At 41.2% G+C, this 23669-nt stretch carries 19 protein-coding genes; 14 read left to right on the top strand and 5 right to left on the bottom strand.

Translation table 11 applies throughout. From position 1 onward, the window contains the following. Positions 1-238 precede the first annotated feature (238 nt). On the bottom strand, positions 239-2923 hold the full coding sequence (locus D5018_RS13965; RefSeq protein ID WP_121839614.1) for a coiled-coil domain-containing protein: 2685 nt from the start codon (positions 2921-2923) through the stop codon (positions 239-241). A gap of 206 nt (positions 2924-3129) precedes the next feature. On the opposite strand from D5018_RS13965, the gene D5018_RS13960 reads away from it, so the two are divergent. From D5018_RS13960 to mtnC, 3 genes are all read left to right on the top strand, one after another. Further along, the gene (locus D5018_RS13960) at positions 3130-3837 is read left to right on the top strand and encodes an oxidative stress defense protein (protein WP_121839613.1); all 708 of its coding nucleotides are present in this window, start codon (positions 3130-3132) and stop codon (positions 3835-3837) included. 67 nt (positions 3838-3904) lie between these two features. After that, on the top strand, positions 3905-4588 hold the full coding sequence (gene yjjG / locus D5018_RS13955) for a pyrimidine 5'-nucleotidase (protein ID WP_121839612.1): 684 nt from the start codon (positions 3905-3907) through the stop codon (positions 4586-4588). Between the two features lie 116 nt (positions 4589-4704). Beyond that, a complete protein-coding gene (gene mtnC / locus D5018_RS13950) occupies positions 4705-5379 on the top strand; it encodes an acireductone synthase (RefSeq protein WP_121839616.1) in 675 nt (224 codons plus the stop codon). A 46-nt stretch (positions 5380-5425) separates the two neighbouring features. Here the strand turns inward: mtnC and D5018_RS13945 are convergent, their stop codons facing one another. Together D5018_RS13945 and D5018_RS13940 are read right to left on the bottom strand one after the other, a co-directional pair. Beyond that, on the bottom strand, positions 5426-5827 hold the full coding sequence (locus D5018_RS13945; protein WP_121839611.1) for an acyl-CoA thioesterase: 402 nt from the start codon (positions 5825-5827) through the stop codon (positions 5426-5428). A gap of 55 nt (positions 5828-5882) precedes the next feature. Continuing rightward, positions 5883-7670 carry an AMP-dependent synthetase/ligase gene (locus tag D5018_RS13940; RefSeq protein ID WP_121839610.1) on the bottom strand — a complete coding sequence of 596 codons (1788 nt, stop codon included), beginning with the start codon at positions 7668-7670 and terminating at the stop codon, positions 5883-5885. A gap of 233 nt (positions 7671-7903) precedes the next feature. Here D5018_RS13940 and D5018_RS13935 point away from each other — a divergent pair, with 233 nt between their 5' ends. Genes D5018_RS13935 through D5018_RS13925 form a run of 3 tightly spaced genes read left to right on the top strand, consistent with a single transcriptional unit; the run spans position 7904 to position 11298 of the window. Further along, positions 7904-9427, top strand: coding sequence for an alpha/beta hydrolase (locus D5018_RS13935; protein WP_121839609.1), 1524 nt, complete (start codon positions 7904-7906; stop codon positions 9425-9427). A gap of 3 nt (positions 9428-9430) precedes the next feature. Beyond that, the gene (locus D5018_RS13930) at positions 9431-10165 is read left to right on the top strand and encodes an ABC transporter ATP-binding protein (RefSeq protein WP_121839608.1); all 735 of its coding nucleotides are present in this window, start codon (positions 9431-9433) and stop codon (positions 10163-10165) included. Then, a complete protein-coding gene (locus D5018_RS13925; RefSeq protein WP_416351545.1) occupies positions 10165-11298 on the top strand; it encodes an ABC transporter permease in 1134 nt (377 codons plus the stop codon). The genes D5018_RS13930 and D5018_RS13925 overlap by 1 nt, the downstream gene beginning before the upstream one ends. Before the next feature lie 47 nt (positions 11299-11345). Here the strand turns inward: D5018_RS13925 and D5018_RS13920 are convergent, their stop codons facing one another. Beyond that, complete coding sequence (locus D5018_RS13920) at positions 11346-11777, bottom strand: hypothetical protein (RefSeq protein ID WP_121839606.1); 432 nt, start codon at positions 11775-11777, stop codon at positions 11346-11348. A 337-nt stretch (positions 11778-12114) separates the two neighbouring features. Here D5018_RS13920 and D5018_RS13915 point away from each other — a divergent pair, with 337 nt between their 5' ends. The 4 genes from D5018_RS13915 (at position 12115) to D5018_RS13900 (ending at position 18548) form a co-directional block, all read left to right on the top strand. Next, entirely contained in the window at positions 12115-12879 is a 765-nt protein-coding gene (locus D5018_RS13915) for a hypothetical protein (RefSeq protein ID WP_121839605.1), read from the top strand. Positions 12880-13060: 181 nt separating this feature from the next. Further along, entirely contained in the window at positions 13061-14284 is a 1224-nt protein-coding gene (locus D5018_RS13910) for a threonine/serine exporter family protein (RefSeq protein ID WP_121839604.1), read from the top strand. 151 nt (positions 14285-14435) lie between these two features. Beyond that, the gene (locus D5018_RS13905; protein WP_121839603.1) at positions 14436-16040 is read left to right on the top strand and encodes a BamA/TamA family outer membrane protein; all 1605 of its coding nucleotides are present in this window, start codon (positions 14436-14438) and stop codon (positions 16038-16040) included. A 63-nt stretch (positions 16041-16103) separates the two neighbouring features. Next, positions 16104-18548: a hypothetical protein gene (locus D5018_RS13900; RefSeq protein WP_121839602.1), complete on the top strand. Its 2445-nt coding sequence runs from the start codon at positions 16104-16106 to the stop codon at positions 18546-18548. 70 nt (positions 18549-18618) lie between these two features. Here D5018_RS13900 and D5018_RS13895 read toward each other — a convergent pair whose 3' ends face one another. Next, entirely contained in the window at positions 18619-19665 is a 1047-nt protein-coding gene (locus tag D5018_RS13895) for a hypothetical protein (RefSeq protein ID WP_121839601.1), read from the bottom strand. A gap of 173 nt (positions 19666-19838) precedes the next feature. Between D5018_RS13895 and gmk the strand changes: the two genes are divergently transcribed. The 4 genes from gmk to D5018_RS13875 all read left to right on the top strand — a co-directional run bounded on the left by gmk (position 19839) and on the right by D5018_RS13875 (position 23557). Further along, a complete protein-coding gene (gmk, locus tag D5018_RS13890) occupies positions 19839-20468 on the top strand; it encodes a guanylate kinase (protein WP_121839615.1) in 630 nt (209 codons plus the stop codon). A 56-nt stretch (positions 20469-20524) separates the two neighbouring features. After that, on the top strand, positions 20525-20803 hold the full coding sequence (rpoZ, locus tag D5018_RS13885) for a DNA-directed RNA polymerase subunit omega (protein WP_121839600.1): 279 nt from the start codon (positions 20525-20527) through the stop codon (positions 20801-20803). 80 nt (positions 20804-20883) lie between these two features. After that, on the top strand, positions 20884-23001 hold the full coding sequence (gene spoT / locus D5018_RS13880; protein WP_121839599.1) for a bifunctional GTP diphosphokinase/guanosine-3',5'-bis pyrophosphate 3'-pyrophosphohydrolase: 2118 nt from the start codon (positions 20884-20886) through the stop codon (positions 22999-23001). Between the two features lie 10 nt (positions 23002-23011). Beyond that, positions 23012-23557: a carboxymuconolactone decarboxylase family protein gene (locus D5018_RS13875; RefSeq protein WP_121839598.1), complete on the top strand. Its 546-nt coding sequence runs from the start codon at positions 23012-23014 to the stop codon at positions 23555-23557. Positions 23558-23669 lie beyond the last annotated feature (112 nt).

The following is a 23669-nucleotide window of genomic DNA, read 5'->3' as shown; positions in this document are numbered from 1 at the left end:
CCAAGTCATAACAGCCTACTATCAGGTTTCTGTTCGTCACAGCTACGTTTTGCCATTTGCTTCCTTCAGATTTCACCTCACGATGAACACCCTTGCATAGGCTAACGGTTCCCGCTCGACTGAGCCCATAGAGGACTTTCACCTCCTAGAACAACGCCATGCTCGGCGCACCCTAAAGGAAAAAAGCCAATCGTAAGATTGGCTTTTTTATGCTCCAAGAACACTATGGGGAAAAATACTAAACAGCTACAGCTAAAATATTGCTAATCGCCGCATTCCAGGTCAAAGTCTCTTGATTCGTTTTGATCGAACGAGAATTACAAAACTGACTGATTTCTGGTTCATTCAAAATATCGACTCCACCTAATTGTGAAACCAAGCCTTGTAATTCTCCATCTAGTAATTTCATGTCTCTGTCTTCGACACTTGCTTCTTCCAAAATGGAAAAATAGGCTGATATTTTCTCAATAGCCTCAGGAACTGGTACTTTTAATACGCCAAGTTCACCATGTATAGGAGATAGGTATTTTTCTAAATCTGTGCATTGCATTTGTACCCATTCTCTATCTCCTTCAGACACTTCTGGTCTCTGATTCTGTCTCTTAAACGTACCAATTAGAGCCCTCACCTGACTTAATTCATCGATGTCCTCTACTGTATTCAGAGTAAACTTGGCCAATACAGCTTCATCAACTTCGAGCATGAAAGTTTTGCTTGTCAGATCTATCTGTGATTCATGGATTTGGAATCTGCTCTTAAACTGGGGCGACATGATTGAATGCAGATTATTAAATTGTCGAACGACCTGATCTTTAGGTAAATCCGATGATTGAATAGCTTGGATTAAGGTTTTCACATGTCGTATTTTTAATGCAGCTCCCAAACTAGCATTTTGTTCAATTTGTTGAAGTACTTGAGCTAAACGCTGTTCTTGAGCTTTTTTAAGTTGAGTTTGCTTTTCTTCCGCGGCATGAGTTTGAAGGTTTTTTTCTATAATCTGGATTTGTTGTTCTATCGTTGCGTCTAAACTTATCGCTTCTGCATGAGCGAACTTATAGGCTCGAATCTGTTCATAACCTTCACTTACTCTCTTGGCTAGATTTGTTGTTGATATGTCATCATTGAGTTTAGCGAGTGCCATTTTTGCAGTCTCAATCATACCCTTTAGTTCTGTTAGATGAGATCGAGTTTGCTTAAGACTTTTTATTAAGTCATCGTCCCTTACCATTGATAACTTTGCATCAAAAAATTGAGCCATTAAGCCATCGCCTCTTTCCAGCAATTCTTTATCAGGCATGACATTTAATGAATCCATCAGCTGTTGTAACTCTTGCGCAGCTTCTTTAGCGGCTAAATTGGCGGCAGCCTGTGCTTCCATTAATGCAGCTTGTTTCTGTGCTTCAGCTGTTGCATTGTCCAACTCAACTCGCTTAAGTGCCATCACAAAATCTTTGTAAGCCTTTCTTACGGAAGGAATCGTCAAGTTTTCGCCTAATCTTTCAATTAAATTAAATTGGCAAGTCTTAGAGTCACCGTATGTTTTCTTAGTGACCTTCTGTTGCATTGCTTCTAATAAACCAACCAAATAGTCAATATCAGCTTTGCTGGATGCTTTTGTTACAGTCACCGGTTTATTAGTTGCATTATCACTTCCATTTTTAGACTTAAAATTATTTAATAATTGCTTTGGTATGAAGTTATGTTCAAGACAGGTTAAGTAATCGGCAGAGGGCATAAGCACGTCATCTTCTTCAACACAGCAAGCAAACTCAACATTCTGATTTCTTAGTCCTTCGATTACGAAACGAGCATCAACTGCAAAATTGGGTGCATCAATTATTTTACAGGTCAACTTTAAGCGGTTGTGATATTTTGGATCGAGAATGGTTTTTAATGCATCCCTAGCGGCTACCAAATCGGCTAGATTTTTAGCCTCTTTAATCATTTTTAATGACTTATTTATGACTGCAACAGCGTCCTGCGCATTCGGTTTAGCCCATTTTAATAACTTGATTCTTTCAGGTAATTTTGTAATTGCTGCTTGATACATTAAAGCACGCGTTTCTGCTTGTGATTGTGCTTCTTTTGAGTCCCCTACGTGCATCTTATATTTGCGTTCTTCAACCACAACGTCACCAATAACGATTTTAATCACTTGGAATTTGGGTTGAGTTGTTATGCCTGCAAAATGATCAACGGCAGGATCTGCGTCAACGAGTTGTAGTGTAATTAATTGCCGTGCTGATACGGGTAACTTAGCCACTAACTCAGCACTGGCTTTAACCATTGTAAATGCATCTTCTAGCGATATATTCCCATCTGTTGTAGAAGGAGAAACGGGTGTAAGCAAACCAGTGAACTCCTGGTAACTCAGACTACAACCATTATCCAATTTGCCTTGGCAGTGTTGATACAGTTGATATTTAGCACCGATTTTTTCAAGAGCAGGCAAAACCATACTATGAAATGGATTGTCAGAGGTTGAAACAAAAGTACAGATTGTTTGTTGGTTATAGATTAATTCTAAGCTCCAGACATCAGGCTTGCTTTCAACGGTTAGGGCATAGCACAGTTTATTCGCAATTTCTGGAAACTGCATTTTTATATCAATGAATTGTTTGAGTGCGTTAAAAGGTGCACATATAGAGCCTTTGCAAGCACTGTCCATTTTTCCTTCATTGTGTTCGAATTCCAGCTTTAGAGTGTCAACTGCAATTTTAAGACTTGCCTGTTTCGAAGAAGCTCCTTTAAGAGCAAAAGTTAAGGTGTCAAAACCAGTATTAGCTTGGCGTTTAGAAACATACTTCTGCATTACTTTTTTATCGGCTTCTGACTCTGATAAACGATCAGCCGTTTTTTGGGCTGATTGCTCACCAAATCCAGATCTTAAAGCCTCACTAGTTCCAACTCTTGACGTTGCCATAACAAAACCACCTTCTACAACATAGCAAAATACATTTAATATCAGGATGTTAAATCTAAATCACGTTATGGTCATGTTAATTGTTGTTAACATTAACAGAACACACCGGTTCTTTCTTAAGGCAAGCCAAACCTCTAGAGCTTGTACAATTAAAGAGCTACTGGTACAACACATATCTCATCGATTCATTTTTTGGATAAGTTTTTATGACCACATATCAACAAAAGTTAATCTTATTGAGTGCTGTGCTTTTATCATTCTTACCTGCGACTGGTAACAGCACTGAATTAAACCTACCTCACATACAAACAGTAGGAACGAGTACTGTGGAAGTGAAAGCCGATATGGCCACCATGTATGTTTCAGTTTCTGTTCATCAGTCCACAGCTAAACAAGCCAAAACCGAATCTGACAAGGCCGTAGTTGCTCTTAGCAAGAAACTAAAAAAAGCAGGCATCAAAGATAAAGACATCGACAGTGCTAATGTGACAGTTCAACCTGAATATCACTACCCTCAAAATCAAGCACCGGAAATGATAGGCTACAAGGCTACTCGAACAGTCTCGGTGGTCGTACACAACCTCAATACATTGAATACCTTGCTAGACAGTAGTATTGCTTCAGGTATGAACCAAATTAACTACATTGAGTACAGCAGTAGTCAGATGGACAAATACCAAGAGCAAGCACGAATGGCTGCGATACGAGATGCACAGTCAAAAGCAAAATCATTGGCTAAAGGTTTTGGTGAAAAATTAGGCCGAGTTTGGGAAATCAACTATTCAGGTAATGGCTATCAAGATTCAATGCCGCGCCAAGCAATGATGTATTCCGAAAAATCGACGGGGAAAACTTATGAGAATAAGACAATCACCATCAATGATAGAGTGGATGTGACTTATACTTTAAAATGATCCCTTCACTCCTCCATTCATATTCCAGTGTGAATGGGGATTTATTTACCTAAGAGGCTCGTAGTTTTTGAAGCTTTCACAATACCAATGGCTGCTGTTTGATGCCGATGAAACCTTATTCGATTTTGATGCTTTTTCAGGCCTTAAACATGCATTGTCTCAATATGGTGTAAATTTTACAGAAGATGACTACGCCGAATATCAGAAGACGAATAAAGCCTTGTGGGACCAATATCAAGCCCATGAAATCGATACCAATACATTGCAAAGACAGCGCTTTCACACTTGGTCTCAGCGTTTAAATGTGCCAGCCACAACTCTTAACGCCAACTTCTTAGCGTCAATGGCAGAAATATGCCAACCTCTGCCAGGTGCCCATGAATTGCTGAAATCCATAACGCCGGATGTAAACATTGGCATTATTACCAATGGGCTAACAGGATTACAACAAGGTCGTTTACACAATACAGGCTTTGACCAATATTTAGATTTATTGGTGATTTCTGAAGTAGTGGGTGTAGGAAAACCTAGCCCAGAAATCTTTGAGTATGCCTTTGAAAGAATGGGGCACCCTGAAAAAGCGAATGTACTCATGGTGGGTGATAATCTGCATACAGATGTTATAGGCGGAAATCGCTTTGGGATTGATACCTGTTGGTATAATCGCCATCAACTTCCCAATGAAACTGATATTATTCCAACGCTTGAAGTTCATTCTCATGAAGACTTTAAACGATGGTTATTGTCTTAACTCAAAACAATATAAATTAATCTCCAAAGCATACTGAAATCTCTGGTCAAACACCTGATTTCAATTTAGGATCAATCTCGCACTCAAATTTGTTGAAAATGGAGCCAGTTCGCATTATGGGGATCCGAGCCATAGTTGTTGATACCGCAGGAACAACAACCGATTTATCGTTTATTGAAGACACCCTTTTTTCTTATTCATTAGAAAAACTGCCCGCTTTTTTAGAGCAGCATCAAAATGATGTGCTCGTGGACAGTTGTATCTGTGATGTTCGCGAAATGGCACTTGAACCCGATGCCGATATCGCTCGTATTGCCGCTATTTTACAGCAATGGATCAAAGACGACCGTAAAGCCACGCCATTAAAAACACTTCAAGGTTTGATTTGGAAACAAGGCTATGATGAGCAAGAATTTACTGGTCACATTTTCCCAGATTTTATTGAAGCTATTAAGCATTACACAGAAAACAATATGAGAGTGTATAGCTTTTCTTCTGGCTCTGTAGATGCGCAAAAGTTATTGTTTGCCCACAGTGACGGTGGTGATTTAACACCTTTGTTCAGCGGTCATTTTGATACTAGAACCGGTAACAAAACCGATCCTCAGGCTTATTTGAATATTCTTAACACCACCAGCTTATCACCTAAGCAAGTGTTGTTTATCTCTGATAGACAAGAAGAGTTAAAAGCAGCTCAAGCGGCTGGACTGAATGTTTGTCTAATGTCACGTGATGCTGGGGTTCAATCTCAATATCAGCAGATCACTAGCTTTAACGACCTTTCACTGTAAGCCCTTTCTTGAGCGGAAACTTAAGTTTCCGCTCAAGCACTCTAGATTAATCCACCAACCATTGTTTAAGCTCAGCCCGAATGCCTTCTGAGATTGGCTGACTACGATTGGTTTCGTAATCAAAATGCACCATTTGAGTGCGGCCTTCGGCTGTAAGTTCATCATTTTGATAACACTTCTGATGCACTTCAAAACTTGAGTTACCGATACGACTAATACTGGTCACGACTTTTACATCACTTCCATAGAATGTTGGCGCTTTAAAGTCCACTGAAAATCCCGCTAAAATCAAGTTCCAATGACTGATCTCAAGTGATGGCACAAAGATTTTGAAGATAGGATCGCGAGCAGCTTCAAACCAGACAGGGATCACAGTGTTATTGATGTGTCCAAGCCCGTCAGTTTCGCTAAAGCGCGGCGAAAAATGAGTGGTGTATCCTTGTGTCATAAATTTTTGTTCCCTAACTAAAAAGCCGCAATATGTTGACTGCGGCTTTTTAAATTTACTTATACATAGCGCGAATTTCGCTGTCGTACTTATGGTAAATCATCTTACGACGTAGCTTCAAGGTTGGTGTGATTAGCCCTGCTTCCATTGAGAATGCATCCGAAAGCAGTGTGAATTTTTTGACTTGTTCAAAATTGGCCAGCTCTTGTTGTACTTCTTTTAAACGCTGCTCAAACAAATCGATCACTTTACTGTGACGCACTAAATCAAGGGGAGAAGAATATTTTAAACCTTGCTCTTTCGCCCATTCTTCTAACGCTTCAAACGCGGGTACAATCAAAGCTGTCACGTAATTCTTTGATTCGGCGATCACTGCTACTTGCTCAATGTAAGGGCAGCAGCCAACTTTACCTTCAACTCGTTGTGGCGCAATATACTTGCCGTTTGAGGTTTTCATTAATTCTTTAATGCGATCAGTGATGATCAAATTACCATTGTCATCAAACTTACCTGCGTCACCCGTTTTCAACCAACCATCTTCAAACGTAGTTTCATTTTCATCGGGTCGATTATAATACCCACGCATCACGGTATCGCCACGAACCATGATTTCATTGTTATCACCGATTTTAACTTCAGTTTCATCTAGCGGCTGACCATTAGAACCCGGAACACGATTATCCACAGTGTTACAGGTCACAGTGGCCGTTGTTTCTGTCATGCCATAGCCACAAAGTACTGGCACATCGATGGCTTGAAAAAAACGTTCAACTTTCGTTTCTAATGCTGCACCACCACAAGGCATAAATTTAAGTCGACCACCAAGGGCTTTCTGCAACTTGCTGAATACTAATTGGTTGGCGAGTTTCCATTGAAAAGCGAGCAGTGGATTTGAACCTCGACGACCTTGGGAAGCTTCGAATTTCTGCTCACCAATGGCTAATGCCCATGAAAACAACTTGCGCTTAGCTGGTGAAGACTTGATTACCTTGTCTTGAATAGCACTGTAAATTTTTTCTAAAAAGCGTGGTACAACACATAAAGTATGTGGTTTTACCGCTTCCATGGCTTCTTTGGCTTTTTGAGTATCAGTTAGGTAAACATTTTTTACGCCACGACATAAAGCATAAAAGCTCCAGCCACGCTCAAAGATATGGCTTAGCGGCAGCAACGCCAGTGATACTTCACCAGCATTGACTTTGAGCTTAGTGTCATGCTGACGAATTGTAGAAGCGATATTGCGATGATCAAGCATCACCCCTTTAGGCTGACCCGTTGTGCCTGATGTGTATATCAGGGTAAGTAAATCATCCAGTTCACTACTGGTTAATCGTGCCTTAAGCTCACCTTCACACAAATAGCTTTTGTCTTGCAATATCACATCAAAATGACAGTCACTATTGGACGTTAATTGAGTGTTTTCATCGAAAACAACGATCTTTTCAAGGCTTGGACATTGAGACTTCAACTCACAGGCTTGTTGGTAAGCCGCTTCGTCATCGACGAATAATACCTTAGCTTCAGAATCATTAATAATGAATGCGGCTTGATCTGTTGTAGAGGTTGGATAAAGGGGAACTACTACGTTTCTGGCTTTTAAGATGGCAATATCAGCGCATGTCCATTGTGGACAATTCTTCGACATGATGGCACATCTGTCTTGTGTTTGAACACCATTGTGGATCAACCACTGTGCCAATTGTTGGGTAACATCTTCAAAACGTTGCCAACTCACGCTACGCCATTTTTCCATGGCATCATAGCCCTCAAGGGCGATGGCGTCTGGTTGGCTACGAGTTTGGCTACGAAGTAAAGAAATTAACTGATACTGCTCTAACGACATAATAAATAGCTTACAACTGTTCCGCTTTTTTCGGCATTGTAGCGGAACTGTATTGGAATGCCAGAGAGTTTTTACTCAAATAATATGAACACCGTACTGATAAAAGTAAAAAAGCACTCTAGGGGAAACGATACACTCACACTCCATTACAATTTCAATCATGTTGTCGTTTGATTTTCTAATAATGACTCATTAGGCTAAGGCGTTTATTTCATCAAAATAAGGGACATTTCATGCAGCTATGGATGCTCAAAAGCGCCCGCTTAATGAAAGTGAATAAATCACAATGGGCAGCCCTATTGTTCATTGGCTTAGTTCAATCAGCACTTTCAGTAGCAGCGCAAGCTAACCTAACAAACACTACAGGTGAGCAATCATCCTGCTATCTAAAGGGCTTAAGTGAAAAAGTGCTTTGCGGAATGGTGACGGTTCCTGAGAACCCAAATAAACCTAACGCACGTAATATTGATATTCATTATGCCATTTTGCCTGCCATTAAAAACCAGCACCCTAGTGAAGCTTTTGTTGCTATTGCCGGAGGTCCTGGGCAATCGGCTATAGATAATGCCGCAGGATTTAATCGAACCTTTTCTAAAATCCGCGAAACTCGAGATATTTTACTCATCGATCAACGCGGTACCGGTCGCTCTAATATTCTTAACTGTGAATTTGATAATATCGATGCACTAGCTTTTAACGATGAAACTGTCGACAACCAAAAGGAAACACAGAAGTGTTTATCGGATTTATCGAAAAAAGCAGACGTAACCCAATACAGCAGTGATATTGCTGTCAGTGATTTTGAAGCCGTAAGAAAAGCGTTGGGCTACCAAAAATTCCATCTATATGGCATTTCCTATGGCAGCCGCATGGCACAACTTTATATGCGTCATTACACCCAATCACTCGCAACCGTGACTTTAGACGGTGTGGTACCGATGCAACAAAGTGTGCTTGCTATTGGTGAAGCTATCGACCGTTCTGTTGAATTGTTATTCCAAGACTGTAGGCAATCTAAAGCGTGTGATCAGGCGTTTCCTGAATTAAAACGGGATTATTTAACCACCTCGAAACGCTTACACGATCAACCGTATCAAGGAAAGGTAAACGATCCCTCTACCGGCGAACCGACTCATTTATTGCTCACCAAAAGCAAGTTCCTTGGCACTATTCGTATGGGCTTATATTCCAGTAACATTCGCTCACTATTACCTTATGCAATCCATCAAGCCAACAAAGGTAACTATCAATCTATTCTTGGTCTATATTCCATTACTCAGTCTGGTTTAGATTTAGCCATGGGAATGCATGCATCTGTCGTGTGTGGCGAAGACTTACCTAGACTGACACCAGAGCTTAAAGCCAAAGCTGACGCTAGCTATTTTGGCCGTTCACTGCTCCAAGTCATTGAACAAACTTGCCCTGTCTGGAATATGCCTGCTGTAAAGGCTTCATTTAGTCATGCTATTGATAGTGCAATTCCAACACTGTTGCTGTCAGGGGAACTCGACCCTGCAACACCACCGTCTTGGGGACACCTAGCTGAAGAAAAGTTAACTCATGCCAAACACTTTATTGCTCCATACGCGACTCACGGTGTCGCATTACAATCTTGTGGTAATAAGTTAGTCGCTCAGCTCGTCAACGAAGGCAATGTCGATAAGCTTGACGATAAGTGCCTTAAAAAAGATCTGCGTCGCAGTTTTTACCTCAATGCCAGTAGCGTTGAACCACTGCCAGCTAAGGCTAAGGAGTAAGCCATGATAGAAGTTAAACACTTATCGAAACGGATTGGTGATGTACAAGCTCTGGATGATTTGAGCTTTAAAGCGTTAAACGGTCAAATTACAGGACTACTCGGCCCCAATGGCGCTGGTAAAACAACCTGTCTGCGCACTTTATTTGGCTTACTACAGCCTGACGATGGCGTAGCGGAAATTGATGGTATTGATGTACGAAAAGATCCCATTGCCGCTAAACAACAATTAGGGTTATTCCCTGATCCTTTCGGTTTATATGAACGCTTAACGCCAAGAGAATACATCAGTTACTTTGCTGAACTGAGCGGTCTTTCAAAAGCACAGGCTAAAGACGCAACTGAACGCGCTATCCAAATGCTAAAACTTGACGATATTGCCGACCGCCGCTGTAAAGGTTTTTCTCAGGGTCAACGTATGAAAACCGCATTAGCACAAGCCATCGTCCACCAACCTACTAATGTGATTTTAGATGAACCGACTCGTGGTTTAGATGTTATGAGTACCCGTTTACTGCGAAGTAACTTGCAACAACTAAAAGAGCAAGGCCACTGTGTATTGTTTTCCAGCCATGTTATGCAAGAAGTCGCTGCTTTGTGCGATCAGGTTATCGTGATGGCAAAAGGCAAAGTGGTAGCTGTAGGCAGCCCAGAAAAGTTATGTGAGATGGCAGGTGAAACCTCATTGGAAGAAGCCTTTATCAAGTTGATTGGCAGTGATGAGGGGATCGCAGCATGATGAAACTCTTAAATACCCTACTCAAAAAAGAACTGGTCGATGCGATTCGTGACAAACGCTCGGTAATGGCGGTGATGTACTATGCCATTGGTTCACCATTACTCATGTGCGGCATATTTTTTATGTTGATCAATAAGTTTTCAAGTCCTAGTGATTTGAATATCACCATTAAAAAATCTCAAAACGCGCCTGATTTAGTCCGTTATCTTGAAAGCCGTGGTATAACCCACGGTACAGGTGAAGATCTTAAAGCGATTACATTGACGATCAGTCATGACTTTGCCAAAGACATGAATCAAGGAAAACCCGCAACAGTGACTTTGATCGCTGATAACTCAGAGCAAAAGCTTAAAAGTTCAATCAACCGTGTTCAACGTGCTTTGCAAGGCTATAGTAGTGAGATGGCAAGCCTTAGATTGATTGCTCGTGGTATTAACCCTGCCGTAGTACAACCAATTAAAGTTGTCATGGAAGATCAAGCGACCAAACAATCAAAAGGAAGTTTTATCTTCGGAGTTGCTATTTTAAGTATCATTTATGCAGTGTTTATTTGCGGTATGAACCATGCCATAGATACCAGCGCTGGTGAACGTGAACGTAACTCTTTAACCTTATTACTCAGCCACCCACTGTCGACTCGTCAAATCGTATTATCTAAGGTGTTAGCAGTAACCACACTAGCGATGACAGGGCTATTATTAACTTTGCTGGTATCCAAAGCTGCCTACACTATTGTGCCATGGCAAGAATTAGGCTTTACCATAAACGTGAGTTTTGAGTTTGTCGTCTTAGGTTGTTTATTGGCGTTGCCAATTGCGATTATGGCATCAACATTACAACTTTTTGTTTCGTTTTTCGCAAAAAGCTTCAAAGAGGCTCAAACCTATATTTCGTTTACCTTGTTTGTGCCCATGATGCTGTCTATCGCCACCAGCTACGATTTAGCTCCTGATACTTTACAATGGCTGCCCGTTTCAGGTCAGCAACAAGCGTTAATGGATTTTATCAAAGGTAAAGCCATCGATATGGCACCTTTAATGGCATCAAACCTAATAACTTTGTTGCTGTCTATTGGATTGATATTAGGAATGGAAAAAGCGTTAAAAAGCGAAAAGACGATTTTTGGACTTTAAATTTCCTTATAAAAAAACCGCTTGGCCTCAGTCAAGCGGCTCTTCTTTTATTGCCATGCTTTACACTGAGTTTCATCACACTTTAGCCCAACATTATTTTTAATTTCCCCGTTGTAGATGATGGCGTCAGTCGATATGTTCGCCACTTCAACATCCGTAGGCGTATCACTTTTACTAAATTGACTATTATTTGTTACGCATTGATTAATTACACCTTTTTTATACGATGGTGAGTAAACAAAATACAATCTCACTTTAGATGACGAGTTAAAAATAGGGTAACAACCTTTCAGTTTTGCCCCTTTAGCGGCACTCTTGCAAAAGTCAGCCCCTGTTGGAGAACCAACACAGCCGGGATTGACATTATAATTACTTGCTTGAACTTTTTTGTCTGTTGAATGACAGGGTTGAGCTAAAGCAAAAACAGGCAGGGCAAGGGCAAGAAGACTAAGTTTTTTGACGATTTTAGAGATTTTCATGTTGAGTACCTCAATAGATAAAATTAGTGACATCCATTTTTATCATCGTCCATTCGAAGTAAACGTTACTCTCCAGTGAATAAATATTCAACATTTTTCATTATTCAATACTTCGGACAGTTTTTGATTGGTCGCGCCTCAATATTTAGTAAGTCATTGAATTTTAATGAATCTGTGTTTTCAGATTCAATTTATAAAATTTTGTAAATTCAATTACTTATAAAAAGTGTCCGAACCATTGATTATTACCAACAAATTAAACTGTGTTTAGATACCTTGGCACTCTAATTTTCTATTGCTAAAACTATTCAAGGGCACCTAAAAATAGGCCTAATTAATGTCAGTGATTACATCAGGGTTTCAGCCATACGATTTATCAAAGCTAACACAGCAAAGGCTTTGCCAAATAGCCTGCGCAACCTCAAAAGAGGAAGCAGCAGCTATGGGTTGGCTTGATAAATTAGTTGACTATGTGTTTCGTGGAAACACAAAGTATGATGCCATTACCCAATTGTTCGAAAATATCGCTTATGTAACCGACGGCAGCGATCACTATAATGCCACTCACCTTGGTCCAAATATCCCTCGTAAAATTAATGGCTTTGATAAACCCGGTTACCTAAGAGATGATCAAATCAGAAGACTCTATATGTTACAGCATTGTCTTCACGGTGAGACTCCATTAGCTGATGCCATTCGTATAGAGTTCACTCCCACACACAGAATTCAGCAGCAATCGATTCAGGCTGAGACTCCTACATCACAAAACTATATTTTTTCAATTTGGATTGGTGACCAATCTCAAGCCTTGTTAGAAATCCCTGATATTCAGCCTTTGGATTCCGACTTCCAACTATCAGACGATTACCTATACAGCCTAACTTGTCAGTTGGCATATCAAGCCGCAAAATTGATTCGAGAGCAACAAGCGGGACGAATGACAGAAGATAACTTGTCAACTCAACTGCAAAAACTCACCTCTAAATTCTATAGAACCGTAGGCGGTCAACAATCACTACAACAGCTGAGAGTTCAGCAAATCTTAAATACGGTTAAATTGAGCGATAACACAACATTACTTCAGTTATGTTATCGACAATAATCTACTAAAAATTTGATTTTTAAGCGTATCAGCAACATTATCAAATTTTCATCATATTTTGGTCAAATAAAGCTCTCATAATTCCAAAAAATCAGCTATTATTCGCGCAAATTTATAACGACCAATTGGTTGATTTAATTATATTGTTTTTGATGTAACCTTTATTTATTGAGCATTGACAGTGAACGACCACGAATTTCGAATTAAACGCAAGTTTATCATTAAGTTAGGCAAAGCTTTACACAAGTTTGGTACTCCCGCGTATCGACTTGAGGCCCATTTAACTAAAGTCTCTCGAAGCCTTGGGCTTGAGGGCAACTTCGTTATTTCACCAACATCAATGACCTTTGTGCTTCATCACCATGATGAGCATGAATATAACCACCTTGCTCGAGTAAAACCGGGAGAGTTGGATTTAGGTTCATTAGCTCGGACCGATGAATTAGTAGATGAGTTGATCTCTGGACAACGAAATCTAGATGAAGCGTTAGATCGACTAGACGAAATAGCAGATAAACCAAATCCTTATGGAACCGCGTTAACTTGGCTAGCATTTACCGTCTCTGCCGCCGCTTTTGCCATGTTGATGAACACCAGTTGGAATGATGTATTTTGGTCTGGTGCATTAGGTTTTATTGTTTTTGCCTTTGTGCTTATTGCTGAACGCTCTCGAAAAATGGCTGAAATGCTAGAACCGCTTTCCACGTTGTTTGGCGGTTTTGTGATGTGCGGCGTTGCTGCATTATTCGATTCGAGTATCAACATTCCTGTGGTCATTTTATCGGGGGTAATTGCTTTTGTCCCAGGATTAGCCTTAACCATTGGGTTAGCGGAATTAGCTTCTCGGGATTTGATTTCTGGTACTGCTCGAATTATGGATGCCTTAATGCTGTTATTTAAACTGTATTTTGGCGCATTTCTTGGGCTAGCCATTGGTCATGCCGTATTTGGTACAGTAACCCCGACCCAGTCAATGCCACTGCCCACAGGTTCGGTATGGACTGCCGTACCATTATTATCTATCTGTCTGGCTATCATGTTTAAAGCCAGACCTAAAGACGCACCTTGGGGAGTATTAGCAGGGATCATCGCCTTTTCTTTCGCGATTTTGGGTGGTAAATACATCGGTGACTCAATAGGTATCTTCTTCGGTGCGATGGCCGTTGGGATTTACTCCAATTTATTTGCTCGTTGGATGAAAGCCCCTGCTTCCATTGCGTTACTGCAAGGTATCGTTATTTTGGTACCGGGCAGCAAAACCTATATTGGTTTGAACTCTTTAATTGCGGGTGAAACCATGCTGAATCAATCCCACATTGGTACACAAGTGTTCTTGATTTTCATGTCTCTAATCGCAGGGCTAATTTTTGCTAACGTGGTTGTATCTCCTCGTAGAGAGTTATAATCCCCAACAATCTCCTGTTTAATTCCCATTTATGCCGTCATAATAACATGGCGGCTTGCTCCTCTCCTTTAATTATCTAGGCTACACTAAAGAAAACACTTCACTTTTTAAAACCAACGAGACCTGCTTAACATTGAGGTCGGATAATAATATGGCAATGTTCAAGCAACACGTTATGCTGTTAGCTTTCATTTTCTGCTTGTTTAAGCTTTCACCCGTATGGGCGAATGACGAGCAGGCCTTTGTTATCAATCAAATCACCATCATCAATCACTCTATTTTTGATCAATCCAGCAAGGACAATTTCTTTATCCATGACTGGGCAAACTCATTGCACACAACCACTAAAAAGTCGGTTATCCGTAATCATCTGATTTTCCAACAGGGGGATAAGGTCACCAGCGCAGATTTAAATGAAGCGCAACGTATTCTTCGCAGCAAACGCTATTTGCGTGATGCAAAGGTCTACTTCGCACCTTTAAAAAACAAAATCAAACCAACGAGCAAAACGGTAGTGGTAGAAACTTGGGATAATTGGTCACTGCTGCCTACCGCAGATTTCAATCGTACAGGTAATGAGAGTCGCTACTCTGTTGGCGTTAAAGATGACAACCTGATGGGCTTAGGTATTCGTACTCGCTTGAAATATAACCATGAAAGAGACAGAAACGGATATCATGCAAGCGTTTCAGCTCCCATCAATTGGATTGAACATGGTATTGCCACTATCGGCTATGAACGAAACAGCGATGGTCAGGTGTTAGACTGGTCTCTGATCAAACCCTTTTATTCAAATCAGACTAAAACCTCGTTTTCCATCACCCATGATGATGATCATCGTGTGGATGAAATTGAGCAAAATGGTGATGTTGTCAATAAATTTGCTCACAGCACTCGCTTTTATAGTGGGCAATATGGTTGGTTATTACATAATGATCAGCAAGCATTATCCCGATTTCGATTGGGTGTAACTCAACAACAAGATCGTTTTTCACCTACCAGTACATTGTCTGTGATCCCAAAAGATCGAAAGTTCTTTTATCCATGGGTGGGGTTTCAATACATTCAAAATGATTATCATGAGTTCAACAATGTGCGGGTGCTAGATAAAAATGAAGATATTAATTTAGGTTGGACACATACTCTCAAACTAGGGTTTGAATTAGACGATAAGCGCAACAATAATTTACCGGGCTACCATATCAATATCCATACAACCAAAGGCCATCAACAAGATAACAATTTATGGCTGTTCAGTTTAAATGGAAACGCAACCTTAGCGACCTCCCATAGTGACTATTATCGCCTAGACCTTCAAAGTGAATTTTTTCATTTCATTAACCCTAAATGGATCTTTTATTCAAAAGCGAAGCTGTCATTTACCAATAACTTGCCCTTAGATTTATTAAACTCACTAGGGGATGACTCAGGACTAAGAGGCTATCCACTTCAATATCAACATGGTGATAATACTTGGTTATTGAGTGCAGAAATTCGTCGTATACCTAATATCAATTTATTTGAACTCGCTGATATTGCCTTGGTTGCGTTTGCCGATGTCGGCCAAGCCTATGGTTCGGGTACCACCAGCAATCAAGATCAAGGAATACTCACAAGCATAGGTGCAGGACTGAGAATTTATTCATCAAAATCCAGTAACAATAGTGTTGGCCATATTGATCTGGTTTACCCCATCAATTCAGATCCTTCCATCCAAGGACTAGAGTTTCGATTTACCGTCAAACAATCCTTATAGGAAAATTTTCAAACTATCGACTACCTTTAATGAACAGTTGTTTTGAGTAAAGGAGTCACTCAAATGAAAATGCAGTATACCGCTCTAGCCACTTTACTAGCAGGACTACTCTCTGCTTGTGGTGGTAGTAATAACAGCACAGAGAATAAACCCCAACTTAACACCTTAGCAGGCCAAGTCATGGCTGGCGCCGGTTATATACAAGGCGCAAAAGTTTGTATGGACACCAATGACAACGCCAAGTGTGATGATGCAGAGCCATCAGTCATTTCAGGTACGAACGGTGAATATCAATTTGAAAACCTCACTGATGCTGCACTAACTCAGTCACCTCTGATTGCAGAGGTCGGTACTGAAGCCATTAATTCAGATACTAATAAAGCGGTAAAAAGACCCTATTTGATGTCGGCTCCAGCCAATTCCAATACCGTAAGCCCTGAATCGGCTCAAGTTAAGCACTACATGGACGTTTTCAAAATTACAAGGGCAGAAGCTGAAGAATTGGTTAAATCGATTATGGAAGTCGAAGCCGAAACAGCTAAACAAGCAAAAGAAAAGTATAAAAATCACCAAGAAGCAGCCAAATCTTCTAATCCTAAAATAAAAGAAATGGCGATGCATATAAAAAATATGTTCTTAGTCATGACATACAACATGGGCAACGCCTACGAAGGCATCCAAACAAACCCAAGCGGTGCACCTGCATTTAACGGTGTTTCTATTCCTGACAGTGCCAATGTCACACACAAACAGCTTATGAAGCTTGTCATGCAAAAACAAATCGACAGCATGCCGACCATTAATAAAGTCGCTCATCAACATGCTGAAAGCGGTGCGAGTCAGGATACAGACTTTGCAAATATCAATTCAGCCACTTTAGCTAAAATGCAGTTACAGACTGATAAGCTTGATGAGCAAGTCAAAGCATTAGCCGCTTCAAATTCAAGCACCCCAGCCAATCTGCAAGAGGCTCTTACTGATAATTCTATCCATCAGTTTACATCGGATAAGGACAATGTTGTTCCTAATATTCAAGTGAACTCATTTAATATTGAAAACCAAATGTTGAATGAAACCCAGAAAAAAGCCGATAGAGATAATCCATCTCTCGCTGCTTTTCCAAAGCCAGAAAAACATGACTTTTTGGTACCTGATGGCAATGGGGACTGGATGCGTCCCGATAACGTTTACGAGGTAAAGCCTAATAGTGATAGCACTAAGGTTGATCTTGTTAATAAAAGTAACCCTGATCTCAAAACCACATTATCGGCTTTAGAGCACACCTTAGAGGATTTGAATACGGATACGCAGTTTTTAAGTGATCCAAGCATGAAAACTCACATGAAGCTCATGTCTGGTGATGCAACATTTAGCGATGATGCTAAAGCCATGAAAGTGACATCTTCTATCAATAAAGAAACTCTTATGCTTGATAACCCTCTAGCTTGCGAAATCGGCAATGAGCTAGATCGCAGAACTTGTTTCACAAGAGTTTCTGCTCATAACAATAATGTCGTTACACTTGATCCAGTATCTTTAAGTGATATCACCTCTACAGAACCGTCTAATGGCGATATCGAAAAACTGAAAGGCGCCGTCGTCGCTTACAATGGCAGTCGTTATATCGTCGCAGAGCTTTTACTACCTGAAAACAGCTCAGCGGAAGGTATAGCTAACTATTACCTTGTACAAATGGTAACAGCCGACGATGGCTCTAAAAAAGAAGCATCGTTATTTGCAACAGGGAGCTGGAAAGAACAGGCAACCATCATTCACAAATTGATACTGGCCGTGCTGACAGTTCCAGAGAAAGTATTAGCCTTCGATACTTCAGGTAACACCAAAAAAGACATGTTTTATACCGAGGCTGACGACAAAGTGAGACAAGGTCATAAAGGTTTCTCAATGCCAATGGATGGCGTTGTCGTTAATATGGCAGCTATGAATGACATCAGCAATAATATGGACACTGAAAAACTCAGTAGTAGCCCGATAGAGCAATTCATCATCCAATTAAAAAGCAGGATCACGCCTTGCGCTACCGGAAATAGCATCAACGGCAAGCTGTTGTCCAAATCTGATTATGATGTGTCCGTAAGCAACTGCCAGCCTTTCTTGGTTAGCTATGGACTTCTGCCTCCCGAAAAGTTCACAGCAGATGATACTCCTCTCATTTCATATGATGACAATGGAGATCAAGAGAGCAAAATCACTCTGAGCTCACAAGATTCAGATGAAACACCTTGGAAAGTCGGAGCTTGGCAGGGTACAGCCTCATCAACATCAGTGGCTATCCGCTGGAAGATCGATGAAAAAGGCCACTTAACCTTCGAAAAACTAGATGATAGCAACGAACCTGTTGAACGAGTAACAATGGCTCCTCTAGAGAGAGAAGGCATTGTGCTTTCAACTAAAGTGTTCCATGAAGATAAGTCAAAAGCACCTATTGATGGTAAACTGGGCATCATTAGCGATAAGACGTTTATCGTGAACCCTCCACAACCATAGTAATCTCATTGTATTTAACCAAAAAAATGCCGCTGAATCAGCGGCATTTTTTATCAATAGGACGATCAAGTTATTCTATATAGGCTCTAAATTGCTTATTCTTCGATAGCACTGCCTGAGTGCCTTTCAAACTAAACGAATACCCACATAACTGAGCTTTACCACGCAATGCGACATCTTTAATAATGCTCGCCGTATCCAAAGGCGAAAATTGGGCTTCGGTACTGGTATCTGGCAACAGTTTTACCTGAATAGGTCGATACTTTGAACCATTGTTAAAGGTCAAATTTTGGCAGTCTTTATCCCCTTTAGCGGTAGCAAGACTCCACAGGGTTTGTGGTTGCCCTGTATCTCCATTCCACGACATAAACAATTTGTCGCCTTCAAGAGATAAATTAAATCCATCTTTAAACTCTACAGAAGTTCGCTCCACCAAAGGCTCTGCTGGAGAAACCTGCTGCTCAACATTAGCATCATCGTTGGATTCAGAAGAAAAGACAAAGCTTAGAAATATCACTGATAGCACTAAAACCATTATGCCAATGGCAGCCATTATGATTTGTTGACGCGACAGAGGCAGTTTATCTAACCAAGTGATCCGATTGGGTTGGTGGTGATATTCTGGTTCTTCTTGCTGCTCTTCAACACTAGCATCATCCATAAATACTGGCTCAGAAGCACCGTCAAGGCTCGGCTCAACTCTACGGGCTGGACGGCTCATTGCCACATTAGCAGTAACCGGGCCTTGATAACCTAGTACATAACGTCCTTGCCCTTGGCTGGCTGGCAAGGCAATGAAACTGGAGAGTAATAACATCATCACTCCAGTTATTAAGCCTACACTCCAGCTTTCTGTGAAATAAACCATTAAAGCCCAAATCAGCCAAGCCACAATTATAACGTAACTCCACCATTGAGGCTTTTGAGCATCACGCACTCGGCGAAATCCAGTTAAACTAATCACAGGAGCCCCAAGTAAAGTAGGAATAACAATACTGGCATTCAGACCAAATAATGCCATCCAAATTAAGGCAAAAAAATAACTGGCAGACAGGATGGCAAGTGTGCGCAATCCAGAGTCTTTACCACGAAAACAAAATAAAGAATTCAGTAACACGTAATAACCCTATTTAGGCTTCATTAAGATGCGTTATAATAACGGTTTATCTCAGCGTTATGGCTTAAAAGCAATAACGCTCTCAAATTATTATACTTGAAATTGTACCTTGCAAGACCATGAAAACCAGCACCAATTTCAAGAACATTTATCAAAAACTGGATCAGATGCCCATGAGTGCCCAAGGAACCCTTTTTATCATTTCAGCCCCAAGTGGAGCGGGAAAGTCTTCATTACTCAGTGCCTTAATGCAAGATCGTCCAAAGGATATGCAAATTTCAGTCTCCCATACCACTCGCGCACCGCGTCCAGGAGAAGAAGATGGGGTCCATTATCACTTTGTCGGCCAGAGTGAATTTAAGGCATTGATTGAAAAAGAGCAATTTGTCGAGTGGGCAGAAGTCTTTGGTAATTATTACGGTACATCCCAGACGGTAATCGAAGACACACTTAACAAAGGTATTGATGTTTTTCTTGATATCGACTGGCAAGGAGCACAACAAGTCAAAAAACTTATGCCTAATGCTATTGGCGTATTCGTTTTACCGCCATCAAAAGCCGAGCTTGAGCGTCGATTAACCGGCCGTGGACAAGACAGTGCTGAAATTATTGCTGGGCGTATGGCGCAAGCGGTTTCTGAAATTTCCCACTACAATGAGTATGATTACGTCATTGTTAATGATGATTTCGATACTGCACTGGCTGATCTTAGAGGTATTGTTCGCGCTCAACGCCTAACACTTACTAGTCAGACCCATAGACATGATGGTATGCTTAAGGGTCTATTGGCAGAATCTCTATAATCGTGTAGAATTTTGCGTCATTTTTTCGATTAAACTTTGGATTGGAGTTCTAATACATGGCTCGCGTAACAGTAGAAGATGCCGTTGAACAAATTGGCAACCGTTTTGACATGATTTTGGTTGCTGCCCGTCGTGCTCGCCAAATTGCAGTACAAGGTAAAGATCCTATGGTTGAAGAGCAAAACGACAAGCCAACCGTAATCGCTCTTAGAGAAATCGAGCTTGGCCTTGTAAACGCTGGCACCTTAGATGCTGCAGAGCGTCAATCAGTTCGTGAGCGTGAAGCTGCAGAAATCGCAGCCGTTGCGGCCATTGCTGAAGGTCGTCAACTGTAATCATCGACTTAATTAGTTGATGATTTGAGCCTAGTAAATAACTAAGTTCTTACAAGGATTGATGAAAGGAGTAGCGAAACTTGTATCTGTTTGAAGGTCTTAATGAAGTAGCCTCGAGTTATCTCACGGCAGAACAAATTTCTCTCCTTAAGCAGGCTTACCTTGTTGCCAAAGATGCCCATGAAGGGCAAATGCGCAGCAGCGGTGAGCCTTACATCACCCACCCAGTCGCAGTTGCTACTATTGCTGCAGAAATGCGCCTCGATCACGAAACCGTGATGGCCGCTTTGCTGCACGACACCATTGAAGATACCCCTATCACTCAAGAGCAACTTACTGAGCTCTTTGGTGAAGACGTTGCCGCTTTGGTTGAAGGCGTATCTAAGCTCGACAAGCTAAAATTTCGCGATAAAAAAGAAGCGCAAGCGGAAAACTTTCGCAAAATGATGCTGGCCATGACCCAAGATATTCGAGTTATTCTGATCAAGCTCGCCGATCGCACTCACAACATGCGAACTCTAGGTTCATTGCGCCCAGACAAACGTCGCCGAATTGCTCTCGAAACGCTTGAAATTTACGCTCCTATTGCTAATCGTTTAGGTATTCATAATATTAAAACCGAATTAGAAGAACTCGGTTTTAAGGCGTACTATCCTAATCGTGCACATGTGTTGCAAAAGGTGTTAAAAGCCGCTCGTGGCAATCGTAAAGAGCTGATCCAAGGGATCAAAGATGCCATAACCACTCGCTTAAACGATAATGGCATTGTTGGCACCGTAAAAGGTCGAGAGAAGAATCTTTATTCCATCTACAAAAAAATGCGCAGTAAAGAGCTGCAATTCCAAGAAGTGATGGACATCTATGCATTTCGCATTATTGTCGATTCCGTCGATACTTGCTATCGAATTCTCGGAGCCATGCATGGACTATACAAGCCTCGCCCTGGCCGCTTTAAAGATTACATCGCCATCCCAAAAGCCAATGGTTATCAATCTCTGCACACGTCATTAATTGGCCCCCACGGCGTTCCTGTTGAAGTGCAAATTCGTACCGAAGACATGGAACAAATGGCTGATAGAGGGGTAGCGGCACATTGGGCTTATAAGTCTGATGATAAAAACTCTACAGGCACTACCAGCCAAGTACGTGCCCGTAAATGGATGCAAAGCTTGATGGAGCTTCAACAAAGCGCCAGCAGCTCATTTGAATTTGTTGAAAACGTTAAGACCGACTTATTCCCTGATGAAATATATGTTTTTACACCTGATGGTCGTATTCTTGAATTACCATTAGGTGCAACTGCGGTCGATTTTGCTTATGAAGTACATACTGATGTGGGTAACACTTGTGTAGGTGCAAGAGTAGATCGTCACGCTTACCCATTAAGCTTGCCATTGCAATCAGGTCAAACGGTGGAAGTGATCACCGCCGGAGGTGCTCGCCCAAATGCGGCATGGCTGAATTTTGTCGTAACAGCGAAAGCTCGCTCTAAAATCCGTCAAGTGCTTAAAAACGTGAAAGGCAGTGATGCTATTGCCCTTGGTCGTCGTTTGCTTAATCACGCTTTAGGTGAACATAAGCTGGATACGATTCCGCAAGAAAACATTGAGAAAGTATTGACTGATACTAAGCATGACAATATTGAATCATTACTTGCTGATATTGGTTTAGGTAATGCAATGAGCATCGTCATTGCACAACGATTAATAGGCGATCGCCCACCTGAAAATGATGATTCAGATGAAGACAATGACTCTCATCTCATGCCAATTCGTGGCGCTGAGGGTATGCTGGTAACGTTTGCCAACTGTTGTCGCCCGATCCCAGGTGATGCCGTCATCGCTCATGTGAGCCCAGGGAAAGGCTTAGTGGTTCACATGGAAAACTGCGCCAATATTCGTGGCTATCAAACAGAGCCTGATAAATACATTCCAGTGCAATGGGATAATGCCGATGGTGCAGAGTTTGAAGCAAATCTTCGCATTGAAATCGTGAACCACCAAGGGGCATTAGCAAAAATCACCGCTATTGTTTCCGCCGAAAACTCTAATATTCACAATTTAAGTACCGAAGAGCGCGATGGTCGTGTTTATTTGATCAATTTACGCATTTCGGTTACTGACCGTATTCACCTTGCAAATGTGATGCGTCGTATTCGTGTGTTAGCGGAAGTGTTGCGAATATCTCGTAATAAGTAAGGCCACTAAAATGCAGTCCATAAAAAAATTACTCGATGTAATTCCAGCGCTTGAAGATCAGCTTTCTCTATTTACTTCAGCCGCTTTTCAAGAAACCTTCCTGTCATCGCAACACAGAAAATTGGTGGCTTGGTCAGCTGCTTGTGCATCACAAAGTGAACCTTTACTTGGCATTATCAAGGTTGAATTTGGTGAGTTATCCCAACACGAACAGAAGCTCGTGTTTACCGCAAGCAGCAGAATGGCTGTCACAAACCCCTATTTTATGAGCAGAAATATTCACCCTTTGCAAGCAGGTGGCTCATTATCCGATTTAAAAATGCGGCCATTTCAACAGCTGAATATTGAGGATGACACGGGTTACCACTATGCTTGCATCGCAATCTCATTAATCAATAACGGTTTTGTTTGTTTTAATAGCCATTTAAATAGCCTTAAGTCATCTGGTCAAACGGATGAGGCTATCGATCAAGCGTTAAGACTCGTCGCTTCAATTCAAAGCCTTAAGCAGGCTTTATTTAATGAGAAATTGTTAAATAACCTCAGCCCTGCATAAGCCAACCTCTACAGCACAGCTACTTATGCGTATTTCTGCGTTAGAACAGCCCGAAATAGACCTGCTATTACGGACTGTTCTGCCTTGAACTACACAAAATTAGCAGCACTGT

The sequence above is a fragment of the Parashewanella curva genome, from assembly GCF_003675895.1.
GTDB lineage: Bacteria > Pseudomonadota > Gammaproteobacteria > Enterobacterales > Shewanellaceae > Parashewanella > Parashewanella curva.
Note: the sequence above shows the minus strand (reverse complement) of the source record. Positions and strands in the feature narration are given on the sequence as shown.